Below are 24,068 nucleotides of genomic sequence, written 5' to 3'. Positions count from 1 at the left end.
ATGGAGATCCAACTCCAAAAGGATTTTTTAATCAAACTAGCCCATGCCAAAATGCCATTTGGTAAATATAAAGACAGATATCTGATCGACCTTCCAGAGTATTATGTTGTATGGTATCACAACAAAGGTTTTCCCAAAGGACTGCTGGGGCAACAATTACAAACAGTATATGAATTAAAACTTAATGGATTAGAATACTTAGTTAGAAATATTAAAAATTTATAATCACATATTTACAAATTCATACCCCGAAAGTTCATTCTCCTGTAAATTTATTTCAGTTTCATTTAGCAAAATACCGTGCTCTGCAAAAGCTTTTAAGTTGGCGAGCCAAAACGTCCAGCCATTACTACATCCATAATGTATTTGTAGCTTACTTTTATCATCCGAAGGGATATCAAACTGAGATAAAGTTACCATAGTTGCATTGTTTTTCTTTTCGAGCTTTACCGAAACTTTTGAGCTGCTAAAGTTAATTTCAATATAGTTGTTTCCATTAGCTTCTAGTACTTCTCCTTTTTCTTTCTCATCCCAATTATGCCATTGCCAGGTGTATGTGTCACCTTTTTGGATGCGCTGTGATGGTTTCCTGATTTGTCCATCAATAGTGGTATATTCAGCTTGCTTTAAAAACCAGGAAGTAATCCCTTTAGAGGTTGCCCATAAATCATATAATTCTTCAATAGATTTATGAATGTAAATTTTTTTGGTAAATGAATCCCATTGTAACTTTTCCATGATTAAAATGATTTTGATAGTGTATTAAAGATAGTGAATATTAAATTTTAATACTGAGAGATGTATTGGTGTTAAATTCTTCATAGAGATCATTCAATTTTATTTTGAATTGAGTAAGTTTAATCACAGTTATTGATAGAGTGTTTTCTAGTTGTAAAGCAAAGACATTCTTCTTTCTTGTTTCATGCAAATCTTTTAAAATGAAAATCACAAAACACTTACTTTGCCTTCTTGTTGTATTTATTGTGTCGCAAACCAATGCGCAAGAGTTTAAAGAAGGGCCTTTCTCTCAATTAATCATCAGAGGTATAACACTAATTAATGGTAATGGTGCGCCCCCAAGAGGACCAGTTGATATTGTTGTAGAGAATAATATAATTAAAAACATTATTGTTGTTGGATATCCAGGTATGCCAATTAATGCTGTTAAACGTCCTGTATTAAAGGCAGGAGGTAAGGAGCTTAATGCAGAAGGAATGTATGTGTTGCCGGGTTTTGTAGATATGCACGGGCATATTGGTGGAGTGGCGCAAGGGGCAGATGCTGATTATGTTTTTAAATTATGGATGGCACATGGTATAACCACTGTTAGGGAGCCTAGTGGAAGAGGTGTAGATTGGACAATGAAGTTAAAAAGAGCAAGTGAGAAAAACGAAATTATAGCTCCTCGCATTTTTGCATACACGGGATTTGGACAGGGTAGTACTTCGCCAATAAGTACTCCTGAGATGGCAAGAAAATGGGTTCAGGAAAATGCAAAGAAAGGAGCAGATGGGATAAAATTCTTTGGAGCAGCTCCAGAAATTATGACAGCGGCATTAGATGAAAATAAAAAATTGGGACTACGTTCTGCCTGTCATCATTCTCAAACCGATGTGGCCCGATGGAATGTCCTAAATTCTGCAAAAGCAGGACTTACTTCTATGGAACACTGGTATGGATTGCCAGAGGCGTTGTTTGAAGATAAAACCGTTCAGCATTACCCTTTGGATTATAATTATCAAAATGAACAACACCGATTTGAAGAAGCGGGTAAACTATGGAAACAAGCAGCGAAACCCTATTCTGACCATTGGAATAAAGTGATGAATGAGTTAATAGAACTCGATTTTACATTAGATCCAACCTTTAATATTTACGAAGCGAGTAGGGATTTACAAAGAGCTCGTAGAGCAGAATGGCATGAGACTTATACATTGCCTTCGTTATGGAGGTTTTATCAACCTAGTAAAATCTCACATGGTTCGTATTGGCACGACTGGGGAACAGAACAAGAAGTAGTTTGGAGAGAAAATTATCGACTATGGATGACCTTTATTAATGAATATAAAAATAGAGGAGGACGTGTTACGGTAGGATCAGATTCCGGATTTATTTTTCAATTATATGGTTTTGCTTATATACGAGAATTAGAATTGTTTCGAGAAGCTGGTTTTCATCCTCTTGAAATAATTAGGGCAGCTACATTAAATGGAGCAGAAGCTTTAGGAGTATCAGATAAAATTGGTTCTGTCGAAGTAGGTAAACTAGCAGATTTTGTAGTAGTAGAAGAAAACCCACTTCAGAACTTAAAAGTGCTTTACGGAACAGGAGCCATTCGATTAACAGATGATAATAAAGTTATTCGGGCAGGAGGGGTTAGGTATACTATTAAAGATGGAGTGATTTATGATGCTAAAGCACTTCTTGCAGACGTAAAAAGAATGGTAGATGAAGCAAAAGAAAAAGAGAAGTTTACTATTTTACAACCAGGGATAATAAGGGAGTAATACTAGTTGAGAGTGTAAATTAAACCTTGTCTGGATACAAAAGATTTACTTTACATGCCATCACTAGTTATAGTAAATTTAAATAGGTATTTTTTTTGAATACTTAGCTTAATATAATATGTATATTATTCTTTACTTGTTTTATCAATTTCTGAAAGGCAAGTTTTGAACTTTTCGATTATTTCATTTTCGAGATAATATAAATCTACCATTGTTACACCTAAAAAAGAAGCAATCTTATTAAAGTTTTTGATGTCAGAAAAATCGTTGGCATAGAGGCCTTGCATAGCTGTATTTCTAAATTGATTGTATAGGTCTATTTGTAGGTATACTTCATTCATTTTTTCTAAAAGATCTATTTTTATTTCACCGATTATACCGGTTTGTATTGCAGTTTGGTATGCAGATTTTTGTAATCTTGGTATTCTAAGTCCTCTCCAAAAATCTAAACTTATAGTGTCTTTAGGTGATTCAATTCTCGGCATTTTTTTTATTTTTTCATTTACCCATACATGATAGTCTTTCACTTCCAGAATTAAACTTTTATTTTTTTCTATTTCTTTTTTTATGCTCTCTATAGTTCGATCTTTAGATTCTATTGTCTTTAGGTTTTCATTCCAATTACTTCCTAAAATCCCAACATAAACTCCAATGGCTACAGGTATAAGATCAAGAAATATTTTTGCTATAGTTTTTTTGAAATTCATAATTATTTAGTTAGCCGTTAGGTCATTAAAAATAATATATTATATCTTAAGTGTATAAAAAAATCCTTTTGTGTATGATATCACAAAAGGATTTTATAAAGAAATAATATTTTAAATTAGATATTATTATGTCGTTTCAGCAACTTTGGAAAAAACATCAATGTCTACTTGATTTCTTGTAAGATCTTCAGATGTTTCGCGCTTACGAATCAAATGCGCTTTTCCTTCATGCCATAATACTTCTGCCGGGCGATAACGAGAATTGTAATTACTAGACATAGAAAAACAGTAAGCACCTGCATTTTTAAAAGCAATAGTATCGCCTTCATTAATTTCAGAAATCCTTCTATTTGTAGCAAAAGTATCTGTTTCGCAAATGTATCCAACTACCGAATAAAATCGTTCTCTTCCTTTTGGATTAGAAATATTAAGAATCTCATGATGAGAATTATAGAACATCGGTCGAATGAAGTGATTAAAGCCACTATCAATTCCGGCAAAAACAGTAGATGTAGTTTGTTTGATTACATTTACTTTAGCCAAAAAGTATCCCGCTTCACTCACCAGAAATTTACCGGGTTCAAAACCTAGCGTTAGTTCTTTGCCATATTCTTTGCAAAAAGTATTAAAACGTTTAGTCATTTTACTGCCAAACTCCTCAATATTAGTTTCAATATCACCTAATTTATAAGGTACTTTAAATCCACTTCCAAAATCGATAAAATCAAGATTTTTGAAATTCATGGCAGTTTCAAAAAGTATTTCGCAGGCTCGTAGAAATACTTCAATATCCAGAATATCACTACCTGTATGCATATGTACTCCATTAATACGCATTCCTGTGTTTTCTACAATCCTAAGGATATGTGGTATTTGATGAATTGATATCCCAAATTTACTATCTATATGACCTACCGATATTTTACTGTTTCCTCCTGCCATGACATGTGGATTCATACGGATGCATACTGGGACATTAGGGTGTTTTGTACCGAATTGCTCCAGGATAGAAAGATTATCAATATTTATTTGTACGCCTAAGGCAGAAACTTCTTCTATTTCTTCAAGAGAAACCCCATTAGGAGTAAAAACAATATTACCTGGTTTGACACCAGCCTTTAATCCTAGTTCTACTTCTTGAACAGAAACAGTGTCTAGCCCGGCTCCTAATGAATTCATCAACTTTAAAATAGCAATATTAGACAGTGCCTTGACTGCATAATTAAGTTTTAACCGTTTGACTTTCTTAAAAGCATCAGAAAGACGATCATACTGTGAGATAATTTTTGAGGAGTCATATACATAAACTGGACTCCCAAACTCATTTGCAATTGCTAATAAATTTTCATTTTCCATTGTGTCACAAATTTAAGCCTACGAAATTATCAATAAAATTAGAGATATCTGTGTCTTGAAAAGAAAAAATATAACGCATAAGAGAAATTAAGATTTTTAACTTGCGTTTAAGGAATATAAACAGTCTTAATTAGTACATTTAATAAAAAAATTATGTTACCTCTTTTTCCATTACAAACCGTTGTTTATCCCAAGGAGCGATTGTCTTTACATATTTTTGAAAAAAGGTATCAACAATTAATTAATGATTGTGAAGAAGAAGGGGGTTTGTTTGGTATACCCACATATATTGACCAAAAATTGGAATATGGTACTGAGGTAAAACTTCAAAAAATAGCTCAGAAATACCCGGGAGGAGAGAGTGATGTGATATGCGAAGGGATAAGAATTTTTAGAATCACAAACTTTTACCAGCAATTTCCTGGTAAACTATACGCAGGAGGAGAGGTAGAATTCCTTAGGGATAATGATAGTAGTGAAGAAGAGTTGCAGGAAGAATTGCTTAAAAATATCGCTATTCTATATGTAGAATTAACGATAGATAACCCTCCTGTATTTGATATTCCTTTTGTTAGTTATCAGGTAGCGCATAAAATAGGATTGGCTTTACATCAAGAATATCATTTGTTGAAACTTCGGAATGAGGTAGAAAGACTAAAATATTTGATTAGTCATCTTAAAAAAACAATTCCGGTGGTGAGAGAAATGAATAATGCTAAAAAAGCAATCAAAATGAATGGGCATTTTAAAAATTTCGATCCTTTAGACTTTGAAGATTTTAAACTGTAATGAATAAGAGACGATCTTTACCTGTATTCACACATTTTTTTGATGGATTATGGGGTAAAAAGAGGTTGGTTTTTTTTACTATAAAAAGATTGGCACAATAACTTCACTTTTCCTATTTTTGGAACTCCTAAAAAAGGCAAAAAAATAATAGTATGAACTTACACGAGTATCAGGGTAAAGAGATATTAAATAGCTTTGGCGTGCGTATACAGCGCGGTATTGTAGCACAAAATGCAAACGAGGCTGTAGCTGCGGCAAAACAACTTACTACAGAAACCGGAACAGAATGGCATGTAATTAAAGCGCAAGTTCACGCCGGTGGACGAGGAAAAGGTGGTGGAGTAAAACTTGCTAAAAACCTTAAGGAAGTAGAAGAAGTAGCAGAACAAATCATAGGAATGAATTTGATTACTCCTCAAACTTCGGCAGAAGGTAAGAAAGTTCACCAGGTATTAGTTGCAGAAGATGTATATTATCCTGGAGATAGCGAACCGAATGAATTTTATATGTCGGTATTGCTAAACCGTACTTCTGGACGTAATATGATTATGTATTCTACAGAAGGTGGTATGGATATCGAAACTGTAGCAGAAAAAACTCCTCATCTAATTTTTACAGAAGAAGTTGATCCATCTGTTGGGTTACTTCCTTTTCAGGCAAGACGTGTTGCTTTCAATTTGGGATTAAGCGGAGCCGCTTTTAAAGAAATGACCAAATTTGTAATGGCATTATATACAGCTTATGTTAAATCAGATGCATCTTTATTCGAGATAAACCCTGTTCTTAAAACAAGTGATGATAAAATTATGGCAGTAGATGCCAAGGTGACTTTAGATGATAATGCATTATATCGCCATAAGAACTATGTAGATATGCGTGATATCAGAGAGGAAAATGCAATCGAGGTTGAAGCAAAAGAAGTAGGACTTAATTATGTTGACCTTGATGGAAATGTAGGATGTATGGTAAATGGTGCTGGTCTTGCAATGGCAACAATGGATTTGATTAAGCAAGCAGGAGGAGAGCCAGCAAATTTCCTTGATGTAGGAGGTACTGCTGATGCAAAACGTGTAGAAACAGCATTTAGAATCATCCTTAAAGATCCAAATGTAAAAGCAATTCTAATCAATATTTTTGGTGGTATCGTTCGTTGTGATCGAGTAGCACAAGGAGTTGTAGACGCATATAAAAATATGGGTGATGCGATTAATGTGCCAATTATAGTTCGTTTGCAAGGTACTAATGCTGATATCGCAAAAGAATTAATTGACAATAGTGGGTTAGATGTACAAAGTGCAGTACAGTTTCAGGAAGCTGCCGATAAAGTACAGGCAGTATTAGCGTAATAACTAATCAGATTTTAGTATATATTAGAAGCGATCTATTGATGATCGCTTCTTTTTTTTATAAAAAAAACACCTAAAATATAAATGCCATGAATACAAGGATAGAAAAAATAGTTCAGAAATTAGATATGAACCCACATCCTGAAGGTGGGTTTTATAAAGAAACCTATAGAAGCGAAGGCGTTATTCCTCAACATGTGTTAAGTAAGGAATATAGTGGAGAACGTAATTATTGTACTGCTATCTACTTTCTTCTTACCTCAGACAATTTTTCGGCGTTTCATAAAATTAATCAGGATGAAATATGGCATTATTATGAAGGAGCTTCTTTGTTTGTACATGTTATCGATTTAGAAGGAGAATATCATCGCTATTCTGTAGGTATGAATTTAGAAGAAGGAGAGCTGCCTCAATTGGTGGTTCCTGCCGGTTGCTGGTTTGCTTCTAGTGTGAAAAAAGAAAGTAGTTATTCTTTAGTAGGGTGTACAGTATCGCCAGGTTTTGATTTCGATGATTTTGAATTGGCAGAAAGAAAAGACTTAATTCAGCAATTTCCAAAACACAAGAATATAATTACTCAACTTACAAGAGATTAACACAAGAGCTGGGAGGTGCCTTTTTTAGGGAGTTTCTATGTTAATTGCATTTGATTAGTTTGTTAATCTGTGTTAAATATTCCTGTTTAGTGTAACAAATTTGGATAATCAATGGTCTTATAAGTATAAATCAATAAAAACGAATAGATCATGAAAAAATTGAATGTATTACTTTTGGCCGTTGCCTTTGCAATAAGTAGTGTCGCAAGTGCGGGTACTAATCCAACAAAAATAGAAAACGCTCTTAATAAAGAGATTAAAACATTATTAAAGAAACCATCTTTTAAGATTAAAAAAGAATTAACAGCCTATGTAACATTTACTTTAAATAGTAAAGGTGAAATCGTAGTATTATCTGTTGATTCTAAAAGTGAAACCTTAGATGGTTTTATTAAGAGTCGATTAAATTATAAAAAAGTAGGAACACAATATGGTTCTGAAGCTAAAGTATTCAAGATGCCTGTGCGTATCGTAGAAGAATAAGGTTGTAAAACATGTGAATGCATAAAAAGTCCTGGGAATCATCAACCGGGACTTTTTTATTTTTCAATAGTACAGCTCCTTGACAGAATATTAATTTTTGGGATTCAGATTGAATTACTTACTTCTTTTTAAGCTTGATGTGCTAATAAGGAAAAGCTGTAGAGTCCCAGGTAAAATTGTTTTTTATGTTTCCTGATAAATGTACTGGTAACCATATAGCATAGGTTTCATTTTTGTCTTTATATTCTTCAATTCTAAAAATTACATCCATCATGCTATCATAATCTTCTTCTATAGGTTCAGGGAAAAAATCATAAAGCGGATGCTGATCATTAGTTTCTGTTAATAATCTAACCGCCATTGCTTGATCTTTTACCTTAAAAGAATCAATATCTGGGTGGATTTCAAATCCATAAAGCTCTACACAAGCTAGCGTTGGTGGTGCAAAACGTCTTGGGAAAGCATCGCAAAGAACCCCTTGTAGCATTAAAATATCTCTTCCTAACGACAATGCATCTTCAGTTTTTTCAAGAACACAAAATTCCCATAGATTAAAACCTGGAATCTCCATTTTTATTAAAATTTCACTAGGATTGCAATTGTAAGGTATACCATCTATTGCTAAAGCAATAATTTCTTTCAAAATAGTATCTGTTGCTTTTGTAAGTTCTATTTTAAACCAGGGATAAAAATCACCGATATCATTATGATCATATTCCGGAAATTCTCCTTTAATAGAGTTATACAATGGCGCAAGTATTCTTAAGTTTGGACCAATAGATTCTCTGAAACCAGAATCCTTTTCAGAGAAATAGAATGGCTTGGTTTCTGTTTTTACATGGGTTACACTATATAAAGCACTCATAGTTTATAAGCTGATTAAATTGTTATTTACCAATAATATAATTAATACTTACCGTTGCCAGATCAGAATTCGGAAACTTAGAAAAGTATTTGTCATCACTTTTTAACCCTACTTCCTCAATTACTTTTAAGAAAGAATCGATCTCTAAAATATACTGATCAGAAAATCCATGCGTAGCATCATAAGCAGTAGCTGCAGTTTTACCAAGGTTTTTAGCGGTTAATTCTGGAGATATCGTATGTAGTTCTATGACGATTAATCCAAATTTTTCAATATGTGGAGCCCACTTTTTAAAATGATCTTTTAAATTTCTTTCGACATCGCTATTAAGCAGTCGTTTTCCCCGATAAGCAAATGCACCAGTAGATTGGCTAGGAGTATCCAGTTGTGAAATGGGATCGCTCCAGATCCTATTGTGATCTAGGAATGTTCTTACCGATAATAAATCTTTTAGTGCTATAGTATAGTTTTCTTTTAGGTCTTTTTCTAATAAGTCAGGATCGCTGATGTCTCCCCAGATAACTTTGGCCCATATGTCTGCCTGAATTAAATTAGCTCTGGTAACTTTTAAAGCCGCTTTATTGTAGTCTGCACCGACCAAAAATAATGGATAATCATCTAAGTGTTTGCCACGAAGTGTTTTGGATTCTATAACCTCAAAAAGATGAATTAAAAAAGCACCATTACCACACCCCATGTCTAGAATTCCTTTGGGTTGCTCATCCAGAGGTTTGTTAAACAGACTAATAATGATTTCATCAATCTTTTTGAAATAGGTAGTATGTGCACCTCCACTTCCCCATACATTCATTTCTCGATCTACATGTATTTCGGTATCACTCTGGGGCTCCCATAATACATTGGGGTCACCAAATAATAAAGCATCCATTTGTCGAAACATGGGGATGTAGGAAACAGTAACACCATAGGCAGAAGCCCTTTTTGCAAAAAATAATCCTTTATTGGTAAAAGTATAGTTCCCATTTGATTTGCTAAACCACCCCAGATAACTTAAGAATGTAAGAATGGTGTTAAAGCTTTCTGGAAATTTGTGGTATTCATCTGCGCTAAAAGATGCTTCCATAAAATATTTATGAAACATTCCGCCCATACCCAAATGTACTGTAGTTGGCCCTACCAGAATACCTTCAATATGTTTAAGGATTTGATCTTGGATTTGAGTAATTGTACTATCTTTTTCAGAGGGTAAGCTAAAGCGGTTTGGATATTTTTTAAATAGCTGTTCTAGTTTATGAAAAGGCTCTAATTCAAACTTTCGAGGGTGAAATTTACCAGAATATTCCAATAGATTAACCACGTCTTCATATAGATAAAAATGATTAAAAGCCAATTCAGAAAGTGCATTGGTTTTTATAATTACATCATCCTTATTTACTTTGTAATCCAGCCAACCTTGAGCGCTTAGTATACGCAGAGCAATATTTAGATATCCTTCATTGGTCTTATGAGATGCTGCAATTTGTGAAACTGATGTTTCTTTATTGCTAATTAAATAATCGGTAATATTGTTTTTATAAAGAGAATAGGCAACAGGGGCTACAGCAATCCCGTCTAAATGACAAAAAAGCTCTTCTCTAAACAATTGTTTTTCGGCTGCAGTAAGCATAGATACTTAAGTTGAATAATTGTTGAGTAAAAATTATTAATCTCAACCAAATTAAGCATTTATTTTGAAGTAAAAAACGTTAGTTGGTGTTCTTATTCTTTGTAGTGTCTTTCTTTTTTTCGGGCATCGGACCTCTAAGATGAATAATTAGCCCATTTAAGAAGTTGCGTAGTATTTGATCACCACATTCCATGTATTTTGGGTGGTTTTCATTCCTAAAAAATGCACCTAGCTCGCTTTTGGTTACTTTAAAATCTACCAATGCACAGATTTTTACAATATCGTCATCGCGTAATTTATGTGCAACTCTTAATTTTTTAAAAATATCATTATTTGTTAAACCCATACTGCAAAGGTATATTTTTTTGAATTGATATTGGGATTAAAATCAGAAGTTGAGTGTAAAGAATGTTATACAAGTTTCGTTGAAAATTACTATTTTCGACAAAAAGTAATTGGTTTATGTACAGTAAAGAAGAGAAATTAAGTTTGCTTTCTGAAATGATACAGTTTGCTAAAGCAGATAAAAAATTTAAAGAACAGGAATATAATTTTATCATGGTCATTGCATCGCAACTTAAGATAACAAAAGAAGAGGTGGATACTTTGATAGAAGAAGGGGGAGAAAAAAAGAATTTACAGCCCGAGTCACAAAGAATTCTTCAATTTCATAGATTGGTGCTACTTATGAATATAGATCAGGAAACTTCTCAATTAGAAATTCATAAGATAAAAGAAATAGGATTGCATATGGGGCTTAGGCTAGAGGCTATTGATACAGTTCTGGAAAAAATGAATGAATACCCTAATAAGATTATTCCGCCAAAGGAATTGATCTCTATTTTCACACGTTTTTATAATTAATGAGACCGTAAACTCAAAAGCTGAAAGCGAATTGAGTTTACTAGGTCGAATTATCCCACTGTAGAGTGGGATCTTTTTTTTGTATCTGGATGCTCTCAAAAGCTGAAAGCGAATTGAGTTTACTAGGTCGAATTATCCCACTGTAGAGTGGGATCTTTTTTTTGAATCTGGATGCTCTCAAAAGCTGAAAGCGAATTGAGTTTACTAGGTCGAATTATCCCACTGTAGAGTGGGATCTTTTTTTTGAATCTGGATGCTCTCAAAAGCTGAAAGCGAATTGAGTTTACTAGGTCGAATTATCCCACTGTAGAGTGGGATCTTTTTTTTGAATCTAGGATGCTCTCAAAAGCTGAAAGCGAATTGAATTTACTAGGTCGAATTATCCCGCTGTAGAGTGGGATCTTTTTTTTTGTATCTGGATGCTCTCAAAAGCTGAAAGCGAATTGAGTTTACTAGGTCGAATTATCCTGCTGTAGAGTGGGATCTTTTTTTTTTGTATCTGGATGCTCTCAAAAGCTGAAAGCGAATTGAGTTTACTAGGTCGAATTATCCTGCTGTAGAGTGGGATCTTTTTTATCTAGATGTTTTTCTGATCGAGAGATTGATTGTTGATCTTTTAAATATTTAAGCTTTTGTAAGGATTATGATCGTACTTCTCAAAAAAAAGCTTCAAGATGCTATGGTTAAGATGTTTTGTCATTCTTACAAAAGGATGTTTTGACAAAATGTCATTAATCGAATGTGTTTTAATGACAAAATGTCGCAAAAATTAAAACGGAACCCAAATTGCTATATACTCATTGTAATTGAAATTTTGAATAACCTTAAAAAATATACAATGAGTTTACTAAAAAAAACAGACAGATTACCTTTCCTTTTTGATGATTTCTTTACTACCGATTGGCTTGGAGGAACATCTAATATTAATAAAATAGGTGTAAACACTCCAGCAGTTAATGTTAAAGAAACAGATGAAGATTTTGTGGTAGAATTAGCTGCACCAGGACTTACCAAAGAAGACTTTAGTATTGAACTGAATAATGATGTTCTTACCATTTCTTCTGAGAGTACATCAGAAAAAGAAACTAAAGATGAAAAAGGAAAGTACACGCGAAAAGAATTTGGATACAATGCATTTAAACGTTCATTTAGTCTCCCCGAAGCAGTAAATGGTAACAAAATAGGGGCTTCATATGAAAACGGAGTGTTATTGGTAAAACTTCCTAAAAAAGAGGAAGCAAAAGTACAACCAAAAAGGTTGATTGAGATTTCATGATTTGATTGATTTGAGATTTAGTTAGTTAATGTTTCAAAAACACTCTTTATAGTAAAGGGTGTTTTTGTTTTTTAATCCAGGTCTAAAATAAAATAAATCAACTAAGGTATTTTGATCTCTTTGAATAGTTAATTTTTAGTCATTTCTCAGAATATTGAAAAAATATTTGTATTATTGTGATATCAAAATGATATTATTATGAAACACGAGAAAAATATAAAAGCAAGTAGTGGTTATCTAATGTTAGGTCTACTTATGTTAGTTATAATAGGGATGGTTACTGGTTTGCTTCTAAGTGGCAATCCCTTATTTATAATTCTTATAATGGTAATATTGTTTATCATTAAAGGTTTTTTTATTGTAAACCCTAATAGTTCTAAAGTAATGGTGTTATTTGGGGCATATAAAGGAACAGTAAAGAATAACGGTTTCTTTTGGGCGAATCCTTTTTATGCCAGACAAAGAATTTCTTTGAGAGCCAGAAACTTCTATAGCGAACGGGTAAAAGTGAATGATAAAATTGGTAATCCAATTTTGATTAATGTAATTTTGGTGTGGAAAGTAGCAGATACATATAAGGCAGCTTTTGATGTTGATCAGTACGAAGAATTTGTAAGAGTACAAACAGATGCAGCCGTAAGAAAACTTGCAGGCTCTTATCCGTATGATAATTTTGCTGATGGGAAACAGGAAGTAACATTACTATCTGGTATGGATGAAGTAAATGAAGCTTTAGAAAATGAAATAACAGAGCGTTTGGCTATTGCAGGAATAGAAGTTCTCGAAGCCAGAATTGGATACCTGGCATATGCCCCAGAAATAGCAAATTCGATGTTGAAAAGACAACAAGCTGTAGCTATCGTAGCAGCACGTAAAAAAATAGTAGAAGGAGCTGTTGGTATGGTAGAAGATGCTTTAACCAAATTATCTGCAGATGATATTATAGATTTTGATGATGATAAGAAAGCATCTATGGTAAGTAATTTAATGGTGGTTCTGTGCGGTGATAAAGAAGCAACACCAGTAATTAATACTGGGACATTACATTCGTAATTTATGAGTAAGAAAAAATCATTTGTTCTAAGAATAGACCCAGAAACTTTTAAGTCGATTGAAAAATGGGCTGATGATGAGTTTCGAAGTGTTAATGGGCAACTAGAATGGATGATACATAAAAGCCTTAAAGATGCTAAGCGTTTGAAATCTAAAAAAAAATCTAACGACTCTGAAGAATAGTATATAGATTTTAAATATTTGCTATTGTGAAAATGCTCCTGATATACCGGGAGCATTTTTTATAGTGATATTTAAATAGAACTTACAACTAACCTGGATTTGATTTTGCCTACAAGATAATATGCGAAAATAAGATTTGGGATCCAGCAAAGCCATGCTACTATTTGATATGCAATGATAAAATCTCCAATAAATATATGAAGTATAGGTAACCATATTCTAAGTGTTACTGCAGAAAAACAGGCTGCATAGCTATAATACATGATAGTTTGATGTTGGGATATCCGGACAGTTTTGGCATACCAGTATCCTTTAACAGTAGTATATACCCAAAGTATTCCTAAGCATATAAATCCGAGAGATGCAATAATTCCTCCTGTAGCAAAGAAGCCAATATAAATTCCCGAAACTCCACTTATAAAGACCATAATCACATAGGTTTTTCCAATACGTTTATGTAATTCTGATCGAGAGATTCTTATTTTTTTATTAAACTGAATCCAACCTGTCAGTAGTGCGACACCCCCAAAAAAGATATGACTATAAAAAGCAATATTCCAAATGGTATCGGCAAGTAAGTCACTACTTTTCGAATTTAATAAACCAAATTCTCGATTCACAAAGAGATATACAAAAGGATAGAGGCCTATTATAGTACTTAATAGAGCTAAAATGACTTTGATAATTTTTTTCATCATCTGTGAAATTAAAGATCCAGCCACTTTTTAAAATTAGAAGTCCTCTCCCGGGAAACAATAATCTGTTCATCATTCACAGGCTTTAATTTCAATAATAATCTACTATTAAAATAACTATGAATCTCAACCACAGCTTTAACAGAAATCATAAACTTTCTATTAATTCTAAAAAAATGAACAGGATCTAGAATTTCTTCAAGTTGATCTATAGTGTATTCAATAGGATATTGTTTTCCTGTGTGGGAATGCAAAAAAATAATTCCTTCATGGGACTTAAAATAAGCAATATCGTCAACATTAAAAGTGTTAAATTGATTTCCAACTTTAACCATAAAACGACGTTTATATTCTTTTACAAACAAGTTTTTAATGCGTTCGAACTTTACATCATCTATCGATTTACCAGACTCTGTAAAACTCTTTTTGTATTTGGCGAGAGCGTTTTTTAAATCTTTTTTATCAATTGGTTTTAGAAGGTAATCTAATCCATTATACTTAAAACCTCTTATGGCATATTCGTTATATGCCGTAGTAAATATAATAGGAGGGTGATCTTCTAGTGTGTCTAAAATATCGAATCCATATCCATCATTTAATTGAATGTCCAGAAATATTAGATCGGGGAGTGGGTTATTCTCAAACCAATGTCTTCCGTTTTCTACAGAAGTGATTTGACCGGCAATCTTTATTTCTGGAGCTAACTCTTCGATGAGATTTGCCAAACGCTTAGAGGCTATATTTTCGTCTTCAACAATTACAGCAGTCATTTTATGAAACTTTTACCATGGTAACTTCTTTTATATCTTTGGTCAATAGTGGGAGCGTAACTTTAAAGTATTCATGCTCTGTTTCTATTAATACTTCTTGATTTGTATAAAAGGAGTACCTCTTTTTAATATTTTTAAGCCCTAATTGTGTTGATTCTTCTTTTTGTTTTCTTACCCGTAAATTATTCTGAATAAGAATACTACTTTTTTCTATAGAAATAATACTAATCTCCAAAGGTCTTTCTTTAGAGTAATAATTATGCTTTAAGGCATTTTCTACGAGCATTTGTAACGATAAGGTAGGAATTACATATTCTTTTGGATTAACCGAAATATGAGTGGTTATACTAAGTGCGCCTTCATGCCTCACATTCATCATAAATATAAAAGAATCAAGAAAACTTAATTCTTTTTCCAGGCTAACCAGATCTTCTTCACGATTATCCAGAATATATCTATAACATGTTGCTAATCTGGATACAAAATCAGATGCCAGGTCCCTGTCTTGATACATTAATGACGTAAGTGTATTTAAACTATTGAATAAAAAATGGGGACTAATTTGATTTTTTAAGGACTTATATTTAGACGTCATAACTTCTTTTTTTAGTTTGTCCATTGTATTTTCCATTTCTTTTTTCTGTTTTAGAGAATAATAAAAGAGATTAAAAATAACAACGGCAAAGCCTAAGAGTGTAGCTCTAAAAAAATCTATTCTAAACCGTAACCAGGGTTTATCTGCATTAATTTCGCAAACATGATTAAATTCAAAAATCGCTAAATAATATAACGAAGCAGCTATAGGAATAAAAATCGCCATATTTATAGCAATAATCTTCATACCATTATTTAGATCCAGACTTTTACCTTCATTAGATTTAACCTCCCTTCGTATTAACCAGTCATTGGTCTCCCAGGTGAATATGAAAAGAAAAAAGGCAGTCAAATAATAAAATAAGCTAGTTGCATCAAATTCTGTGACATCACCGCTATGGTCGATAGTCGATTTAATAAGGAAATAAACCACGTTTATAACAATAAAGCGAAATGTAAACTTCTTTATGTATGCTTCAGATATCATATGTAAAAGTCAATAATAGATGTATCCTTTTTAATAGTACAGGTAAAGATACATAACTGATATGCAATAATCATTTTTAGACATATTCAATCGTCAGATAAGATGCTGAATTGTTTTAAATAACGTTTGATCTGATAACATAGGGTACTACTCCATTTTATACTATTCAGACTTGTTTTTGACATTTCAAGAGTAAAAATACCAGCTGGGTATTTTAAATTTTAAGAGTTAAAAAAGAAGTCACAGATTTGAACAAAATAGGAATCAAATCATGAGAAAAATCACTTTTGTATTTATTATTGTACTAGGATACATAGCAAATGCACAAACAGGAATCATTAAAGGTCTTGTTGTTGACAAACAATCAGAAAGCCCTTTACCCGGAGCTACAATTGAGTTATTAAATGTAGAACAAGCTATCGGGGTGATAACCGATATAGATGGGTATTTTACATTAGAAAATGTACCGCTTGGTCGTCAAATGATACGGGTAAGTTACATTGGGTTCGAATCGATTACTATACCGAATATTGTAGTAACTTCTGGTAAGGATGCAGCAGTTAATATAGCACTAATAGAAGCTTTTGATCGGTTAGATGAAGTTATTATTACATCAGAAACAAGCAAAGCTCAGGCCATAAATAAACTTACATCTGTTTCAGCGAGACAGTTTGGCGTCGAAGAAGTAACCCGTTTTTCGGGAGGAAGGAGCGATGTTGGTCGTTTGGCAGCAAATTTTGCAGGTGTTTCTTCTCCCGATGATAGTAGAAATGATATTGTGATACGAGGTAATTCTCCTGTTGGATTACTATGGCGGGTAGAAGGAGTACCCATTCCAAGTCCTAATCATTATTCTACCCTGGGAACGACAGGAGGACCAGTTTCTGCCTTAAATCCTAATCTGTTAAAAAACTCAGATTTTATTACTTCGGCTTTCCCTGCAGAATATGGAAATGCAATAGGAGGAGTATTTGATCTTGGATTTAGAAAAGGTAATGTTGATGATTACGAATATACTGGTCAGGTAGGGATTTTTACAGGAGTAGAAGCAATGGCAGAAGGGCCTTTAGGTAAAAATAAAGGTTCGTTTTTGGTAGCCGGAAGATATTCGTTAGTAAGTCTCCTGGGGATAGGAGCAGGAGGAACATCGGCCACACCAAATTACTATGATGTTTCATTTAATGTAGATTTTGGAAAAAGTAAACTAGGTAACTTTTCATTGTTTGGGATTATTGGTTTTTCTGATATTGAATTTCTTGGAGATGATATCGATGAGGATGATCTATTCGCTGCCGAAGATGAAAACTCTAAGGCAGATTCTGGTTTTGGGGTGATTGGTCTTAAACACCAGATCAATATTGGTTCATCCTCTTTTTTAAGAACAACAGTAGCTGGATCTTTTGCAACTAATGAATTTAAAGCAGACCGCTTTATTGAAAAAAAACACTCCGCAAGAACGTATTATAAAATATACTGAAGCTGATAATACAGAATCACGCCTCACGTTCTCTACGCTTTTTAACTCTAAATTGAGTAGTAAAAGTACATTACGAACAGGAGTTTTGGTAGAAAATTTTGGAATAAAGTCTGTAGAACGAGATCGTACAAAACAACCTGATAATGATGGTGATGGTGACCCTGATCTTTTTACATTTACAGATATAGACGAAAATCTAAGTATCATTCAACCCTATATTCAGGGGCAGTTTAGACTTACCGAGAAATTAACATTAAACGCTGGATTACACGGTCAGTATAGTACGCTGAATGAACAATTTGTATTTGAACCCAGAGCAGGACTTTCTTATAAGGTTAATCAGAATCATCGTTTTAGTTTTGGATATGGATTGCATCATCAACCAGTTCCTTTACCATTATTGTTTTTAAATGAAGACGTTAATGGAGAATTGGTACAGACCAATCTGGATCTTGATTTTGTGAGAAGTAATCATTATGTATTAGGTTATGATGTAAGAATTAGTAAAGGCTGGAGAGGTAAAGTTGAGGTATATTATCAAGATGTTAGTAAGGCTGCGGTAGAACCTTTTTCGTCAAGTTATTCTTCTTTGACAGAAGGAGCAAATTTTGGATTCGAAAACGATAGGGTATCTCTGGTTAATGAAGGTAGCGGTTTTAATCAGGGGATAGAACTGACTTTAGAGAAGTTTTTTAGTGATGGATATTATGGATTGTTAACCACTTCGCTATTCGAAAGTAAGTATGAAGGAAGTGATGGTGTAGAACGAAACACACCTTTTAATAATGGATATGTGGCAAACCTTCTTGCCGGAAAAGAATTTACTATTGGCAAGGCCAAGAAAGATGTATTATTTTTCGATACTAAGCTAACCGTATCGGGAGGAAGATATTTTACCCCTGTTAATTTAGAAGCTTCACAATCAGCAGGTTTTCAGGTGTTAAGAGAAGATTTGGCTTTTAGTGAGCAAAATGATGACTATTTTAGATGGGATGTTAAATTTGGATACAAAATCAATAGTAAATCAAAAAAACGTTCTCACCAGTTTTATGTTGATCTTCAAAATGTAACGAATAATGAGAATATTTTTACGCGTCGTTATAATCGTTTAACTAACCAGGTGGATCAAGTTGATCAAATTGGGTTCTTTCCTGATTTTGGATATCGTTTTCAATTTTAAACAAAATTATATCTCATTAATAGGGCAATGCATAATATAGAAGTGTATAACAGGAATCATTTAGAGATCATGAGGAATATTTTGAACACCAAGTAAATCTGCCTACAAGTATTGTATGTGATTTTTTTACAAAGAGGCTGTCTAATAATTTACTTTTTAGACAGCCTCTATTTATTTACCTCCTCTTTTTTATCTTTTCAGAAATAAAAACATTTATATCATTTTGTAATTGCATTGGAATATTCTCGTTTTCTATCCATGTATGGATATCTCCTAAATACTCCATACCGAGATAATGTGCACTTTCTATAAATGGCATTGTAAAGCCTGTCTTTAATTCTGATCCAGAACCACAGCTTATCATTCCCATCTTTTTTCCTACTAACTTTTTTCCGGTTGTCTTTTCAATTTTTATACAATCCGTTATCCTGTCCATAAAAGTTTTCATGATTCCACTCATTGCATACCAATATACTGGTGTAGCAAAAATAAGAGTATCGTAGTTCTCAACGATCTCTTTTATTGTGGGTAGAAAGTCATCATCCCTATTCTTAAAATCATAATCAAAAGGACCTATGTTTTTAGATCTCAAATCTATAATATCGAATCCGGTTCTTTCTTTTATAAATAATGCTATTTTGTTAGTATTTCCATTACTTTTCGAACTTCCTTGTAGTATTACGCCTCTCATATTCTGGGTTTAAAGATTATAGAGCAAAGCTATTTTGTTTATAGCACTTATCAAATAAGGGGCAAATTTTACCCTATAGTATTTGCTAATCTAATTTACTAAGAGGGGTAAAAACAGAAGAAAACTTATGCTTTGAAGTTGACTATACCATTGTTTTATTACAATAGGATGATTTTTCAAACTCTCTAAGGTTAATAGAAAGAATAGGTACATCGGGAAACATCGTTTTTAACGTGCTGACTATTTTTTTAGAAAGATCAGCTTTTTGATGATCATTTCTACCTTCCATCAGATTACCAAAAACATGAATAAAGTCATCTTTGGTATTTCCTACAGTGTAGTGTTTAAAGGGGTTGATTCTTACTTTAATATCTCCTGCAGTAAAAAGCCCGGTAGCATCGGCCGCATTGTATACGGCTTGTATGATTTCTTCAGGTGATTTTAATTGAATGATGTGTTCGGAGCAATCTAATATGAAATGCGGCATGTACTATTTTATTAAGGGTTTGATTCTTGCTTTCTATACACGTATGGAATCTAATTATTTTGAAAATACGCTTCAACCAGTGCAATCTTCTCTTCTTTTTGTTTGTCGGATAACCAGCTTGCTTTGAAGCTGTTTTTAACTAATTCTGTAATCTGTTTTTTAGAAAGATTTAGTGCTTGAGCAATGCCTATATAATTCTCGTTCATATATCCTCCAAAATAGGCTGGGTCATCAGAATTAATGGTTACTAATAAACCTTTATCCATCATTTCTGGTAAAGGATATTTTTTTAAATCGTTAATCACTTTCAGTTCAAGATTAGATAAAGGGCATAATGTTAGTGGTATTTGTAAACTTGCTAGTTGTTTTACTAATCGATCATCTTCTAAACATCGGTTGCCATGATCAATGCGAGTTACTTTTAATAGATTAATAGCTTCCCAGATATATTCTGCAGGACCTTCTTCTCCTGCATGAGCTACTGTTATAAAACCTTCCTCTTTTGCTTTAGCAAAAACGCGTTCGAATTTTGAAGGTGGATTTCCTACTTCAGAAGAATCCAGACCAACTCCGCTGATCCATTTTTTGTAAGGTAAAGCTTGTTGTAATGTTTCAAAAGCCGAAGCTTCATCTAGATGCCGTAAAAAAGATAGAATCAATTTGTAGGTAATCCCTAGTTTTTCTTTACCATCCTCTAATGCACGATAAATTCCTTTAATAACAGTGTCAAAAGAAATACCTCTATCGGTATGGGTTTGAGGGTCAAAAAAAATCTCTGTATGTACAAGGTTTTGTGTATGTACTTTGGTAAGATATGCCCAGGTAAGATCATAAAAATCCTGTTCTTCGATCAATACATTGGCACCAGCATAATAGATGTCAAGAAACTCTTGAAGATTGTTGAAGCTATACGCACTTTTTAATTCATCGACTGTAGAGTATTTAATTTCTTTATTGTTTCTTTTTGCAATTTTAAACATCAACTCAGGTTCGAATGTTCCTTCGATATGTAGATGAAGTTCTACTTTAGGTATGCCTTCAATAAATTTTTCAATTGAAATATTACTCATAATGGTCTTATGTTTTTTGATAGCATGATCATCTCAAGATTTACACTATGAAATGATTTAAACTTTTTGATCCTGTATCTTGTTTTGCAACATTTTGATCTCGTCTCGCAATCGTGCTGCAGTCATGAAATCTAATTCTTTAGCGGCTTTTTCCATTTCCTTACGAACATTTCGGATTCGTGTCTCTAATTGTTCTTTGGTGTAATATGCCGTTTCTTCTTCAGCAGCTTGTAGGGTAGGAGCGTTTTCAAAAGTATAAGGTTCTACTTTTTTACCAGCTAAGGCATTATCCAGAGATTTTTTAATTGCAGTTGGTGTAATGCCATGTTTAGTGTTGTAAGCTATTTGTTTTTGTCGTCGGTATTCTGTATCATCAATAGTTTTTTGCATGCTATCTGTAATTTTATCGGCATACATAATTGCTTTTCCGTTTACATGCCTTGCTGCTCTACCAACGGTTTGTACTAATGATCTTTTGTTTCTTAAAAAACCTTCTTTATCAGCATCCAGAATGGCTACCAATGATACTTCAGGAAGATCTAACCCTTCTCGCAATAAGTTTACTCCTATCAATACATCAAAAATACCTTTCCGTAAATCTTGCATAATTTCTACCCGTTCTAATGTATCTACATCGCTATGGATATATCTACAACGTATATCAATTCTGGTAAGGTATTTTGTTAATTCCTCTGCCATTCTTTTGGTTAGTGTGGTAACAAGGATACGCTCGTCTAAATCAATTCGCTTTTGCATCTCTTCGATGAGATCGTCAATTTGATTTAAGCTAGGGCGAACTTCTATTACAGGATCTAATAATCCTGTTGGTCTAATGATTTGTTCTACATAGGTTCCTTCACTTTTTTGCAGTTCGTAATCTGCTGGTGTAGCACTGATATACATGACCTGATTTTGGATCGCTTCAAGTTCTTCAAACTTTAAAGGCCTATTATCCATTGCCGCAGGAAGTCTGAAACCATATTCTACCAGGTTTTCTTTCCTGGAGCGATCCCCACCATACATGGCATGAGTTTGAGGTATAGTAACATGACTTTCGTCAATAATCATTAAATAATCATCGGGGAAATAATCGAGTAAGCAGAATGGTCGTGTACCTGGATTTCTACCATCGAGGTAACGAGAATAGTTCTCAATACCAGAACAGTAACCAAGTTCTTTAATCATTTCCAGATCAAAATTGGTACGTTCTTCTAGTCGTTTGGCTTCCAGCGGTTTTCCAATTTCTTTAAAATATTCTACCTGTTTTCCTAAATCGAGCGCAATTTGATCAATTGCATTATGTAATATATCGGGAGAGGTTACAAACATATTGGCAGGATAAATATTCAATTGATCGTATTTCTCAATAATAGTATTGGTCTGTACATCAAAAGATTCGATCTCTTCAATTTCGTCTCCAAAAAAATGTACTCTAAATGCATCATCGGCATAGCTTGGAAAAATATCAACAGTATCTCCTTTTATTCTAAAATTTCCATGTTTAAACTCAGCTTCAGTTCTCGAATATAGACTTTGTACCAAGCGGTGTAATAGAGCTGTTCTGGATACAAATTGTCCTGATTGTATCGAAATCACATTCTTCTTAAATTCTGCAGGATTACCAATACCATACAAGCAAGATACAGAAGCGACAACCAAAACATCTCTCCTTCCTGATAAGAGCGAAGAAGTGGCGCTTAAACGTAGTTTTTCAATCTCATCATTGATTGATAAATCTTTTTCGATATAGGTCCCCGAAGTTGGAATATAAGCTTCTGGCTGATAGTAATCATAGTATGAAACAAAATATTCTATAGCATTCTTAGGGAAAAATTGTTTAAACTCAGAAAAAAGCTGGGCGGCCAATGTTTTGTTATGCGCCAATATTAGAGTTGGTCGCTGTACTTGTTGGATTACATTAGCAGCAGTAAAAGTCTTTCCTGACCCCGTTACGCCTAAAAGCGTTTGATATTTTTCGTTAGATTCAATACCTTCAACCAATTGTCGTATTGCTTCTGGTTGATCCCCAGTGGGTTTGAATTCTGATTCCAATTCGAACTTCATGTATCTTTTCTTTTTCACAATAAAGATACTGAATCCAAAACCATTTATTTTTAAATAATCATGACATTTAACAATTAAAAGGCTGCTTGTTTTTTTAGAAACCTTTTACAAGCATAAGTAATTCAATCTAAAAGTTAAACAAAAATATTTTTAGTATGATTTTAAATTTGGGGAAATATTTATTTGTTAAATACGTATTTGTTGACAGTGTTTTCGATTTCTTTAATAAGAAATATAAGTTCTTTAGGAATATTTTTAGTTCCTTTAATGCTAATAGTATCATTACAATAAATCAATTTCTTTTGTGGCAAATCCCTTAAATTTGGATTATATGTTTTAGTTTTAAAATCTAACTCAAAAAACTTGTCATAAATTTCATTCACTTTTTTTTGAGAGATTGCTGCAGTGGAATGACCAATGATTTTTACATTTTTTTTACCAATAAATATTGCATTACCTTTTATAGGTAAGACAAACTTGTAAGCAGGACATGCTCCAAAACATTCTCCTGCGATAAATGTTATAGAATTATTAGCAATTGTAGAATGTGGTTCGCTATAACTATTATTACTTTTACAACCGATAAGAACAAATATTAAACCTAGTATTAGTAGTGCGTTATGTTTGATTATTTTATAATGTATAACCATTATGCGATAAGTTTTAAAAAATTAGGTGTCTTTTTATACAACAGTAAACTTTTAGAACACCCTATTTTTTATTTACTTTTTAAATAGTATCATAATTTTTTTGCAAATTCCTTTTTTATAAGTAGAAAAAATAACCTGTAAAGTTGTTGTAGGAACAAAGTTTTTTTTGTTGGCATGGGATTTTAAATCAGTTTTTAGTGATTTTTTTTAAAGGAAACTCCTTGTTGTAATATTATTATCAATAAAAAGAA

Annotated in this window: 26 protein-coding genes; 12 read left to right on the top strand and 14 right to left on the bottom strand. The window is 33.1% G+C overall.

Annotated elements, in window-relative coordinates; translation table 11 throughout:
* Nucleotides 1-225, top strand: coding sequence for a DUF3820 family protein (locus NNH57_RS08485; RefSeq protein ID WP_074408678.1), 225 nt, complete (start codon nucleotides 1-3; stop codon nucleotides 223-225).
* Here the strand turns inward: NNH57_RS08485 and NNH57_RS08480 are convergent, their stop codons facing one another.
* A complete protein-coding gene (locus tag NNH57_RS08480; RefSeq protein ID WP_074408677.1) occupies nucleotides 226-738 on the bottom strand; it encodes an SRPBCC family protein in 513 nt (170 codons plus the stop codon).
* Nucleotides 739-938: 200 nt separating this feature from the next.
* Here NNH57_RS08480 and NNH57_RS08475 point away from each other — a divergent pair, with 200 nt between their 5' ends.
* The gene (locus NNH57_RS08475) at nucleotides 939-2,507 is read left to right on the top strand and encodes an amidohydrolase family protein (RefSeq protein WP_074408676.1); all 1,569 of its coding nucleotides are present in this window, start codon (nucleotides 939-941) and stop codon (nucleotides 2,505-2,507) included.
* Nucleotides 2,508-2,632: 125 nt separating this feature from the next.
* Here the strand turns inward: NNH57_RS08475 and NNH57_RS08470 are convergent, their stop codons facing one another.
* Entirely contained in the window at nucleotides 2,633-3,214 is a 582-nt protein-coding gene (locus tag NNH57_RS08470; protein WP_108807833.1) for a hypothetical protein, read from the bottom strand.
* A gap of 126 nt (nucleotides 3,215-3,340) precedes the next feature.
* Nucleotides 3,341-4,570, bottom strand: coding sequence for a diaminopimelate decarboxylase (gene lysA, locus NNH57_RS08465; protein WP_074408674.1), 1,230 nt, complete (start codon nucleotides 4,568-4,570; stop codon nucleotides 3,341-3,343).
* A gap of 153 nt (nucleotides 4,571-4,723) precedes the next feature.
* Here lysA and NNH57_RS08460 point away from each other — a divergent pair, with 153 nt between their 5' ends.
* From NNH57_RS08460 to NNH57_RS08445, 4 genes are all read left to right on the top strand, one after another.
* Entirely contained in the window at nucleotides 4,724-5,359 is a 636-nt protein-coding gene (locus NNH57_RS08460) for an LON peptidase substrate-binding domain-containing protein (RefSeq protein WP_108807834.1), read from the top strand.
* A 152-nt stretch (nucleotides 5,360-5,511) separates the two neighbouring features.
* The gene (gene sucC / locus NNH57_RS08455) at nucleotides 5,512-6,705 is read left to right on the top strand and encodes an ADP-forming succinate--CoA ligase subunit beta (protein ID WP_108807835.1); all 1,194 of its coding nucleotides are present in this window, start codon (nucleotides 5,512-5,514) and stop codon (nucleotides 6,703-6,705) included.
* 89 nt (nucleotides 6,706-6,794) lie between these two features.
* Nucleotides 6,795-7,301 (top strand): cupin domain-containing protein, encoded by a 507-nt coding sequence (locus tag NNH57_RS08450; RefSeq protein WP_074408671.1) that lies wholly within the window; start codon nucleotides 6,795-6,797, stop codon nucleotides 7,299-7,301.
* A 150-nt stretch (nucleotides 7,302-7,451) separates the two neighbouring features.
* Nucleotides 7,452-7,784 (top strand): hypothetical protein, encoded by a 333-nt coding sequence (locus NNH57_RS08445; RefSeq protein WP_074408670.1) that lies wholly within the window; start codon nucleotides 7,452-7,454, stop codon nucleotides 7,782-7,784.
* A 142-nt stretch (nucleotides 7,785-7,926) separates the two neighbouring features.
* Here NNH57_RS08445 and NNH57_RS08440 read toward each other — a convergent pair whose 3' ends face one another.
* The 3 genes from NNH57_RS08440 to NNH57_RS08430 all read right to left on the bottom strand — a co-directional run bounded on the left by NNH57_RS08440 (nucleotide 7,927) and on the right by NNH57_RS08430 (nucleotide 10,622).
* Complete coding sequence (locus NNH57_RS08440) at nucleotides 7,927-8,649, bottom strand: hypothetical protein (RefSeq protein WP_074408669.1); 723 nt, start codon at nucleotides 8,647-8,649, stop codon at nucleotides 7,927-7,929.
* A gap of 22 nt (nucleotides 8,650-8,671) precedes the next feature.
* On the bottom strand, nucleotides 8,672-10,276 hold the full coding sequence (locus NNH57_RS08435; RefSeq protein WP_108807836.1) for a class I SAM-dependent methyltransferase: 1,605 nt from the start codon (nucleotides 10,274-10,276) through the stop codon (nucleotides 8,672-8,674).
* Between the two features lie 79 nt (nucleotides 10,277-10,355).
* Nucleotides 10,356-10,622 carry a DUF1456 family protein gene (locus NNH57_RS08430; RefSeq protein WP_025667551.1) on the bottom strand — a complete coding sequence of 89 codons (267 nt, stop codon included), beginning with the start codon at nucleotides 10,620-10,622 and terminating at the stop codon, nucleotides 10,356-10,358.
* 116 nt (nucleotides 10,623-10,738) lie between these two features.
* On the opposite strand from NNH57_RS08430, the gene NNH57_RS08425 reads away from it, so the two are divergent.
* The 4 genes from NNH57_RS08425 (at nucleotide 10,739) to NNH57_RS08410 (ending at nucleotide 13,652) form a co-directional block, all read left to right on the top strand.
* Nucleotides 10,739-11,140, top strand: coding sequence for a hypothetical protein (locus NNH57_RS08425; protein WP_074408667.1), 402 nt, complete (start codon nucleotides 10,739-10,741; stop codon nucleotides 11,138-11,140).
* A gap of 838 nt (nucleotides 11,141-11,978) precedes the next feature.
* Entirely contained in the window at nucleotides 11,979-12,416 is a 438-nt protein-coding gene (locus tag NNH57_RS08420; protein WP_025667553.1) for an Hsp20/alpha crystallin family protein, read from the top strand.
* A 198-nt stretch (nucleotides 12,417-12,614) separates the two neighbouring features.
* Nucleotides 12,615-13,469: an SPFH domain-containing protein gene (locus tag NNH57_RS08415; RefSeq protein ID WP_074408665.1), complete on the top strand. Its 855-nt coding sequence runs from the start codon at nucleotides 12,615-12,617 to the stop codon at nucleotides 13,467-13,469.
* Between the two features lie 3 nt (nucleotides 13,470-13,472).
* On the top strand, nucleotides 13,473-13,652 hold the full coding sequence (locus tag NNH57_RS08410; protein ID WP_074408664.1) for a type II toxin-antitoxin system antitoxin: 180 nt from the start codon (nucleotides 13,473-13,475) through the stop codon (nucleotides 13,650-13,652).
* A 71-nt stretch (nucleotides 13,653-13,723) separates the two neighbouring features.
* Here NNH57_RS08410 and NNH57_RS08405 read toward each other — a convergent pair whose 3' ends face one another.
* From NNH57_RS08405 to NNH57_RS08395, 3 genes are read right to left on the bottom strand one after another with little or no spacing between them, the layout of a single operon-like run.
* Nucleotides 13,724-14,347, bottom strand: coding sequence for a DUF2306 domain-containing protein (locus NNH57_RS08405; RefSeq protein WP_199915412.1), 624 nt, complete (start codon nucleotides 14,345-14,347; stop codon nucleotides 13,724-13,726).
* A gap of 11 nt (nucleotides 14,348-14,358) precedes the next feature.
* Nucleotides 14,359-15,117: a LytR/AlgR family response regulator transcription factor gene (locus tag NNH57_RS08400; protein ID WP_074408662.1), complete on the bottom strand. Its 759-nt coding sequence runs from the start codon at nucleotides 15,115-15,117 to the stop codon at nucleotides 14,359-14,361.
* A gap of 1 nt (nucleotide 15,118) precedes the next feature.
* Complete coding sequence (locus NNH57_RS08395) at nucleotides 15,119-16,198, bottom strand: sensor histidine kinase (RefSeq protein WP_074408661.1); 1,080 nt, start codon at nucleotides 16,196-16,198, stop codon at nucleotides 15,119-15,121.
* A 271-nt stretch (nucleotides 16,199-16,469) separates the two neighbouring features.
* Between NNH57_RS08395 and NNH57_RS08390 the strand changes: the two genes are divergently transcribed.
* Nucleotides 16,470-17,675 carry a TonB-dependent receptor gene (locus tag NNH57_RS08390; protein WP_254504149.1) on the top strand — a complete coding sequence of 402 codons (1,206 nt, stop codon included), beginning with the start codon at nucleotides 16,470-16,472 and terminating at the stop codon, nucleotides 17,673-17,675.
* Entirely contained in the window at nucleotides 17,608-18,855 is a 1,248-nt protein-coding gene (locus NNH57_RS08385; protein ID WP_254504147.1) for a TonB-dependent receptor domain-containing protein, read from the top strand. Before NNH57_RS08390 ends, NNH57_RS08385 begins: the two co-directional genes overlap by 68 nt.
* Nucleotides 18,856-19,030: 175 nt before the next feature.
* Here NNH57_RS08385 and NNH57_RS08380 read toward each other — a convergent pair whose 3' ends face one another.
* From NNH57_RS08380 to NNH57_RS08360, 5 genes are all read right to left on the bottom strand, one after another.
* On the bottom strand, nucleotides 19,031-19,546 hold the full coding sequence (locus NNH57_RS08380; RefSeq protein ID WP_074408659.1) for a flavodoxin family protein: 516 nt from the start codon (nucleotides 19,544-19,546) through the stop codon (nucleotides 19,031-19,033).
* Nucleotides 19,547-19,688: 142 nt separating this feature from the next.
* Nucleotides 19,689-20,033, bottom strand: coding sequence for a 5-carboxymethyl-2-hydroxymuconate Delta-isomerase (locus NNH57_RS08375; protein ID WP_074408658.1), 345 nt, complete (start codon nucleotides 20,031-20,033; stop codon nucleotides 19,689-19,691).
* 50 nt (nucleotides 20,034-20,083) lie between these two features.
* Entirely contained in the window at nucleotides 20,084-21,103 is a 1,020-nt protein-coding gene (locus tag NNH57_RS08370) for an adenosine deaminase (RefSeq protein WP_175392711.1), read from the bottom strand.
* Between the two features lie 57 nt (nucleotides 21,104-21,160).
* Complete coding sequence (gene uvrB, locus NNH57_RS08365; RefSeq protein WP_074408657.1) at nucleotides 21,161-23,167, bottom strand: excinuclease ABC subunit UvrB; 2,007 nt, start codon at nucleotides 23,165-23,167, stop codon at nucleotides 21,161-21,163.
* Between the two features lie 179 nt (nucleotides 23,168-23,346).
* Entirely contained in the window at nucleotides 23,347-23,817 is a 471-nt protein-coding gene (locus NNH57_RS08360) for a DUF6438 domain-containing protein (protein WP_074408656.1), read from the bottom strand.
* Nucleotides 23,818-24,068 lie beyond the last annotated feature (251 nt).

Origin of the sequence: Aquimarina spinulae (assembly GCF_943373825.1) — a bacterium.
In the GTDB taxonomy this organism is placed as follows: domain Bacteria; phylum Bacteroidota; class Bacteroidia; order Flavobacteriales; family Flavobacteriaceae; genus Aquimarina; species Aquimarina spinulae.
The sequence above is the reverse complement of the archived record's forward strand: the minus strand, read 5'-3'. Positions and strand labels throughout refer to the sequence as shown.

Bases quoted from the DNA above. Each gene is read 5' to 3' on its own strand.
- NNH57_RS08485 (WP_074408678.1), top strand. From the start codon at position 1: ATGGAGATCCAACTCCAAAAGGATTTTTTAATCAAACTAGCCCATGCC.
- NNH57_RS08480 (WP_074408677.1), bottom strand. From the start codon at position 738: ATGGAAAAGTTACAATGGGATTCATTTACCAAAAAAATTTACATTCAT.
- NNH57_RS08475 (WP_074408676.1), top strand. From the start codon at position 939: ATGAAAATCACAAAACACTTACTTTGCCTTCTTGTTGTATTTATTGTG.
- NNH57_RS08470 (WP_108807833.1), bottom strand. From the start codon at position 3,214: ATGAATTTCAAAAAAACTATAGCAAAAATATTTCTTGATCTTATACCT.
- lysA (WP_074408674.1), bottom strand. From the start codon at position 4,570: ATGGAAAATGAAAATTTATTAGCAATTGCAAATGAGTTTGGGAGTCCA.
- NNH57_RS08460 (WP_108807834.1), top strand. From the start codon at position 4,724: ATGTTACCTCTTTTTCCATTACAAACCGTTGTTTATCCCAAGGAGCGA.
- sucC (WP_108807835.1), top strand. From the start codon at position 5,512: ATGAACTTACACGAGTATCAGGGTAAAGAGATATTAAATAGCTTTGGC.
- NNH57_RS08450 (WP_074408671.1), top strand. From the start codon at position 6,795: ATGAATACAAGGATAGAAAAAATAGTTCAGAAATTAGATATGAACCCA.
- NNH57_RS08445 (WP_074408670.1), top strand. From the start codon at position 7,452: ATGAAAAAATTGAATGTATTACTTTTGGCCGTTGCCTTTGCAATAAGT.
- NNH57_RS08440 (WP_074408669.1), bottom strand. From the start codon at position 8,649: ATGAGTGCTTTATATAGTGTAACCCATGTAAAAACAGAAACCAAGCCA.
- NNH57_RS08435 (WP_108807836.1), bottom strand. From the start codon at position 10,276: ATGCTTACTGCAGCCGAAAAACAATTGTTTAGAGAAGAGCTTTTTTGT.
- NNH57_RS08430 (WP_025667551.1), bottom strand. From the start codon at position 10,622: ATGGGTTTAACAAATAATGATATTTTTAAAAAATTAAGAGTTGCACAT.
- NNH57_RS08425 (WP_074408667.1), top strand. From the start codon at position 10,739: ATGTACAGTAAAGAAGAGAAATTAAGTTTGCTTTCTGAAATGATACAG.
- NNH57_RS08420 (WP_025667553.1), top strand. From the start codon at position 11,979: ATGAGTTTACTAAAAAAAACAGACAGATTACCTTTCCTTTTTGATGAT.
- NNH57_RS08415 (WP_074408665.1), top strand. From the start codon at position 12,615: ATGAAACACGAGAAAAATATAAAAGCAAGTAGTGGTTATCTAATGTTA.
- NNH57_RS08410 (WP_074408664.1), top strand. From the start codon at position 13,473: ATGAGTAAGAAAAAATCATTTGTTCTAAGAATAGACCCAGAAACTTTT.
- NNH57_RS08405 (WP_199915412.1), bottom strand. From the start codon at position 14,347: ATGAAAAAAATTATCAAAGTCATTTTAGCTCTATTAAGTACTATAATA.
- NNH57_RS08400 (WP_074408662.1), bottom strand. From the start codon at position 15,117: ATGACTGCTGTAATTGTTGAAGACGAAAATATAGCCTCTAAGCGTTTG.
- NNH57_RS08395 (WP_074408661.1), bottom strand. From the start codon at position 16,198: ATGATATCTGAAGCATACATAAAGAAGTTTACATTTCGCTTTATTGTT.
- NNH57_RS08390 (WP_254504149.1), top strand. From the start codon at position 16,470: ATGAGAAAAATCACTTTTGTATTTATTATTGTACTAGGATACATAGCA.
- NNH57_RS08385 (WP_254504147.1), top strand. From the start codon at position 17,608: ATGAATTTAAAGCAGACCGCTTTATTGAAAAAAAACACTCCGCAAGAA.
- NNH57_RS08380 (WP_074408659.1), bottom strand. From the start codon at position 19,546: ATGAGAGGCGTAATACTACAAGGAAGTTCGAAAAGTAATGGAAATACT.
- NNH57_RS08375 (WP_074408658.1), bottom strand. From the start codon at position 20,033: ATGCCGCATTTCATATTAGATTGCTCCGAACACATCATTCAATTAAAA.
- NNH57_RS08370 (WP_175392711.1), bottom strand. From the start codon at position 21,103: ATGAGTAATATTTCAATTGAAAAATTTATTGAAGGCATACCTAAAGTA.
- uvrB (WP_074408657.1), bottom strand. From the start codon at position 23,167: ATGAAGTTCGAATTGGAATCAGAATTCAAACCCACTGGGGATCAACCA.
- NNH57_RS08360 (WP_074408656.1), bottom strand. From the start codon at position 23,817: ATGGTTATACATTATAAAATAATCAAACATAACGCACTACTAATACTA.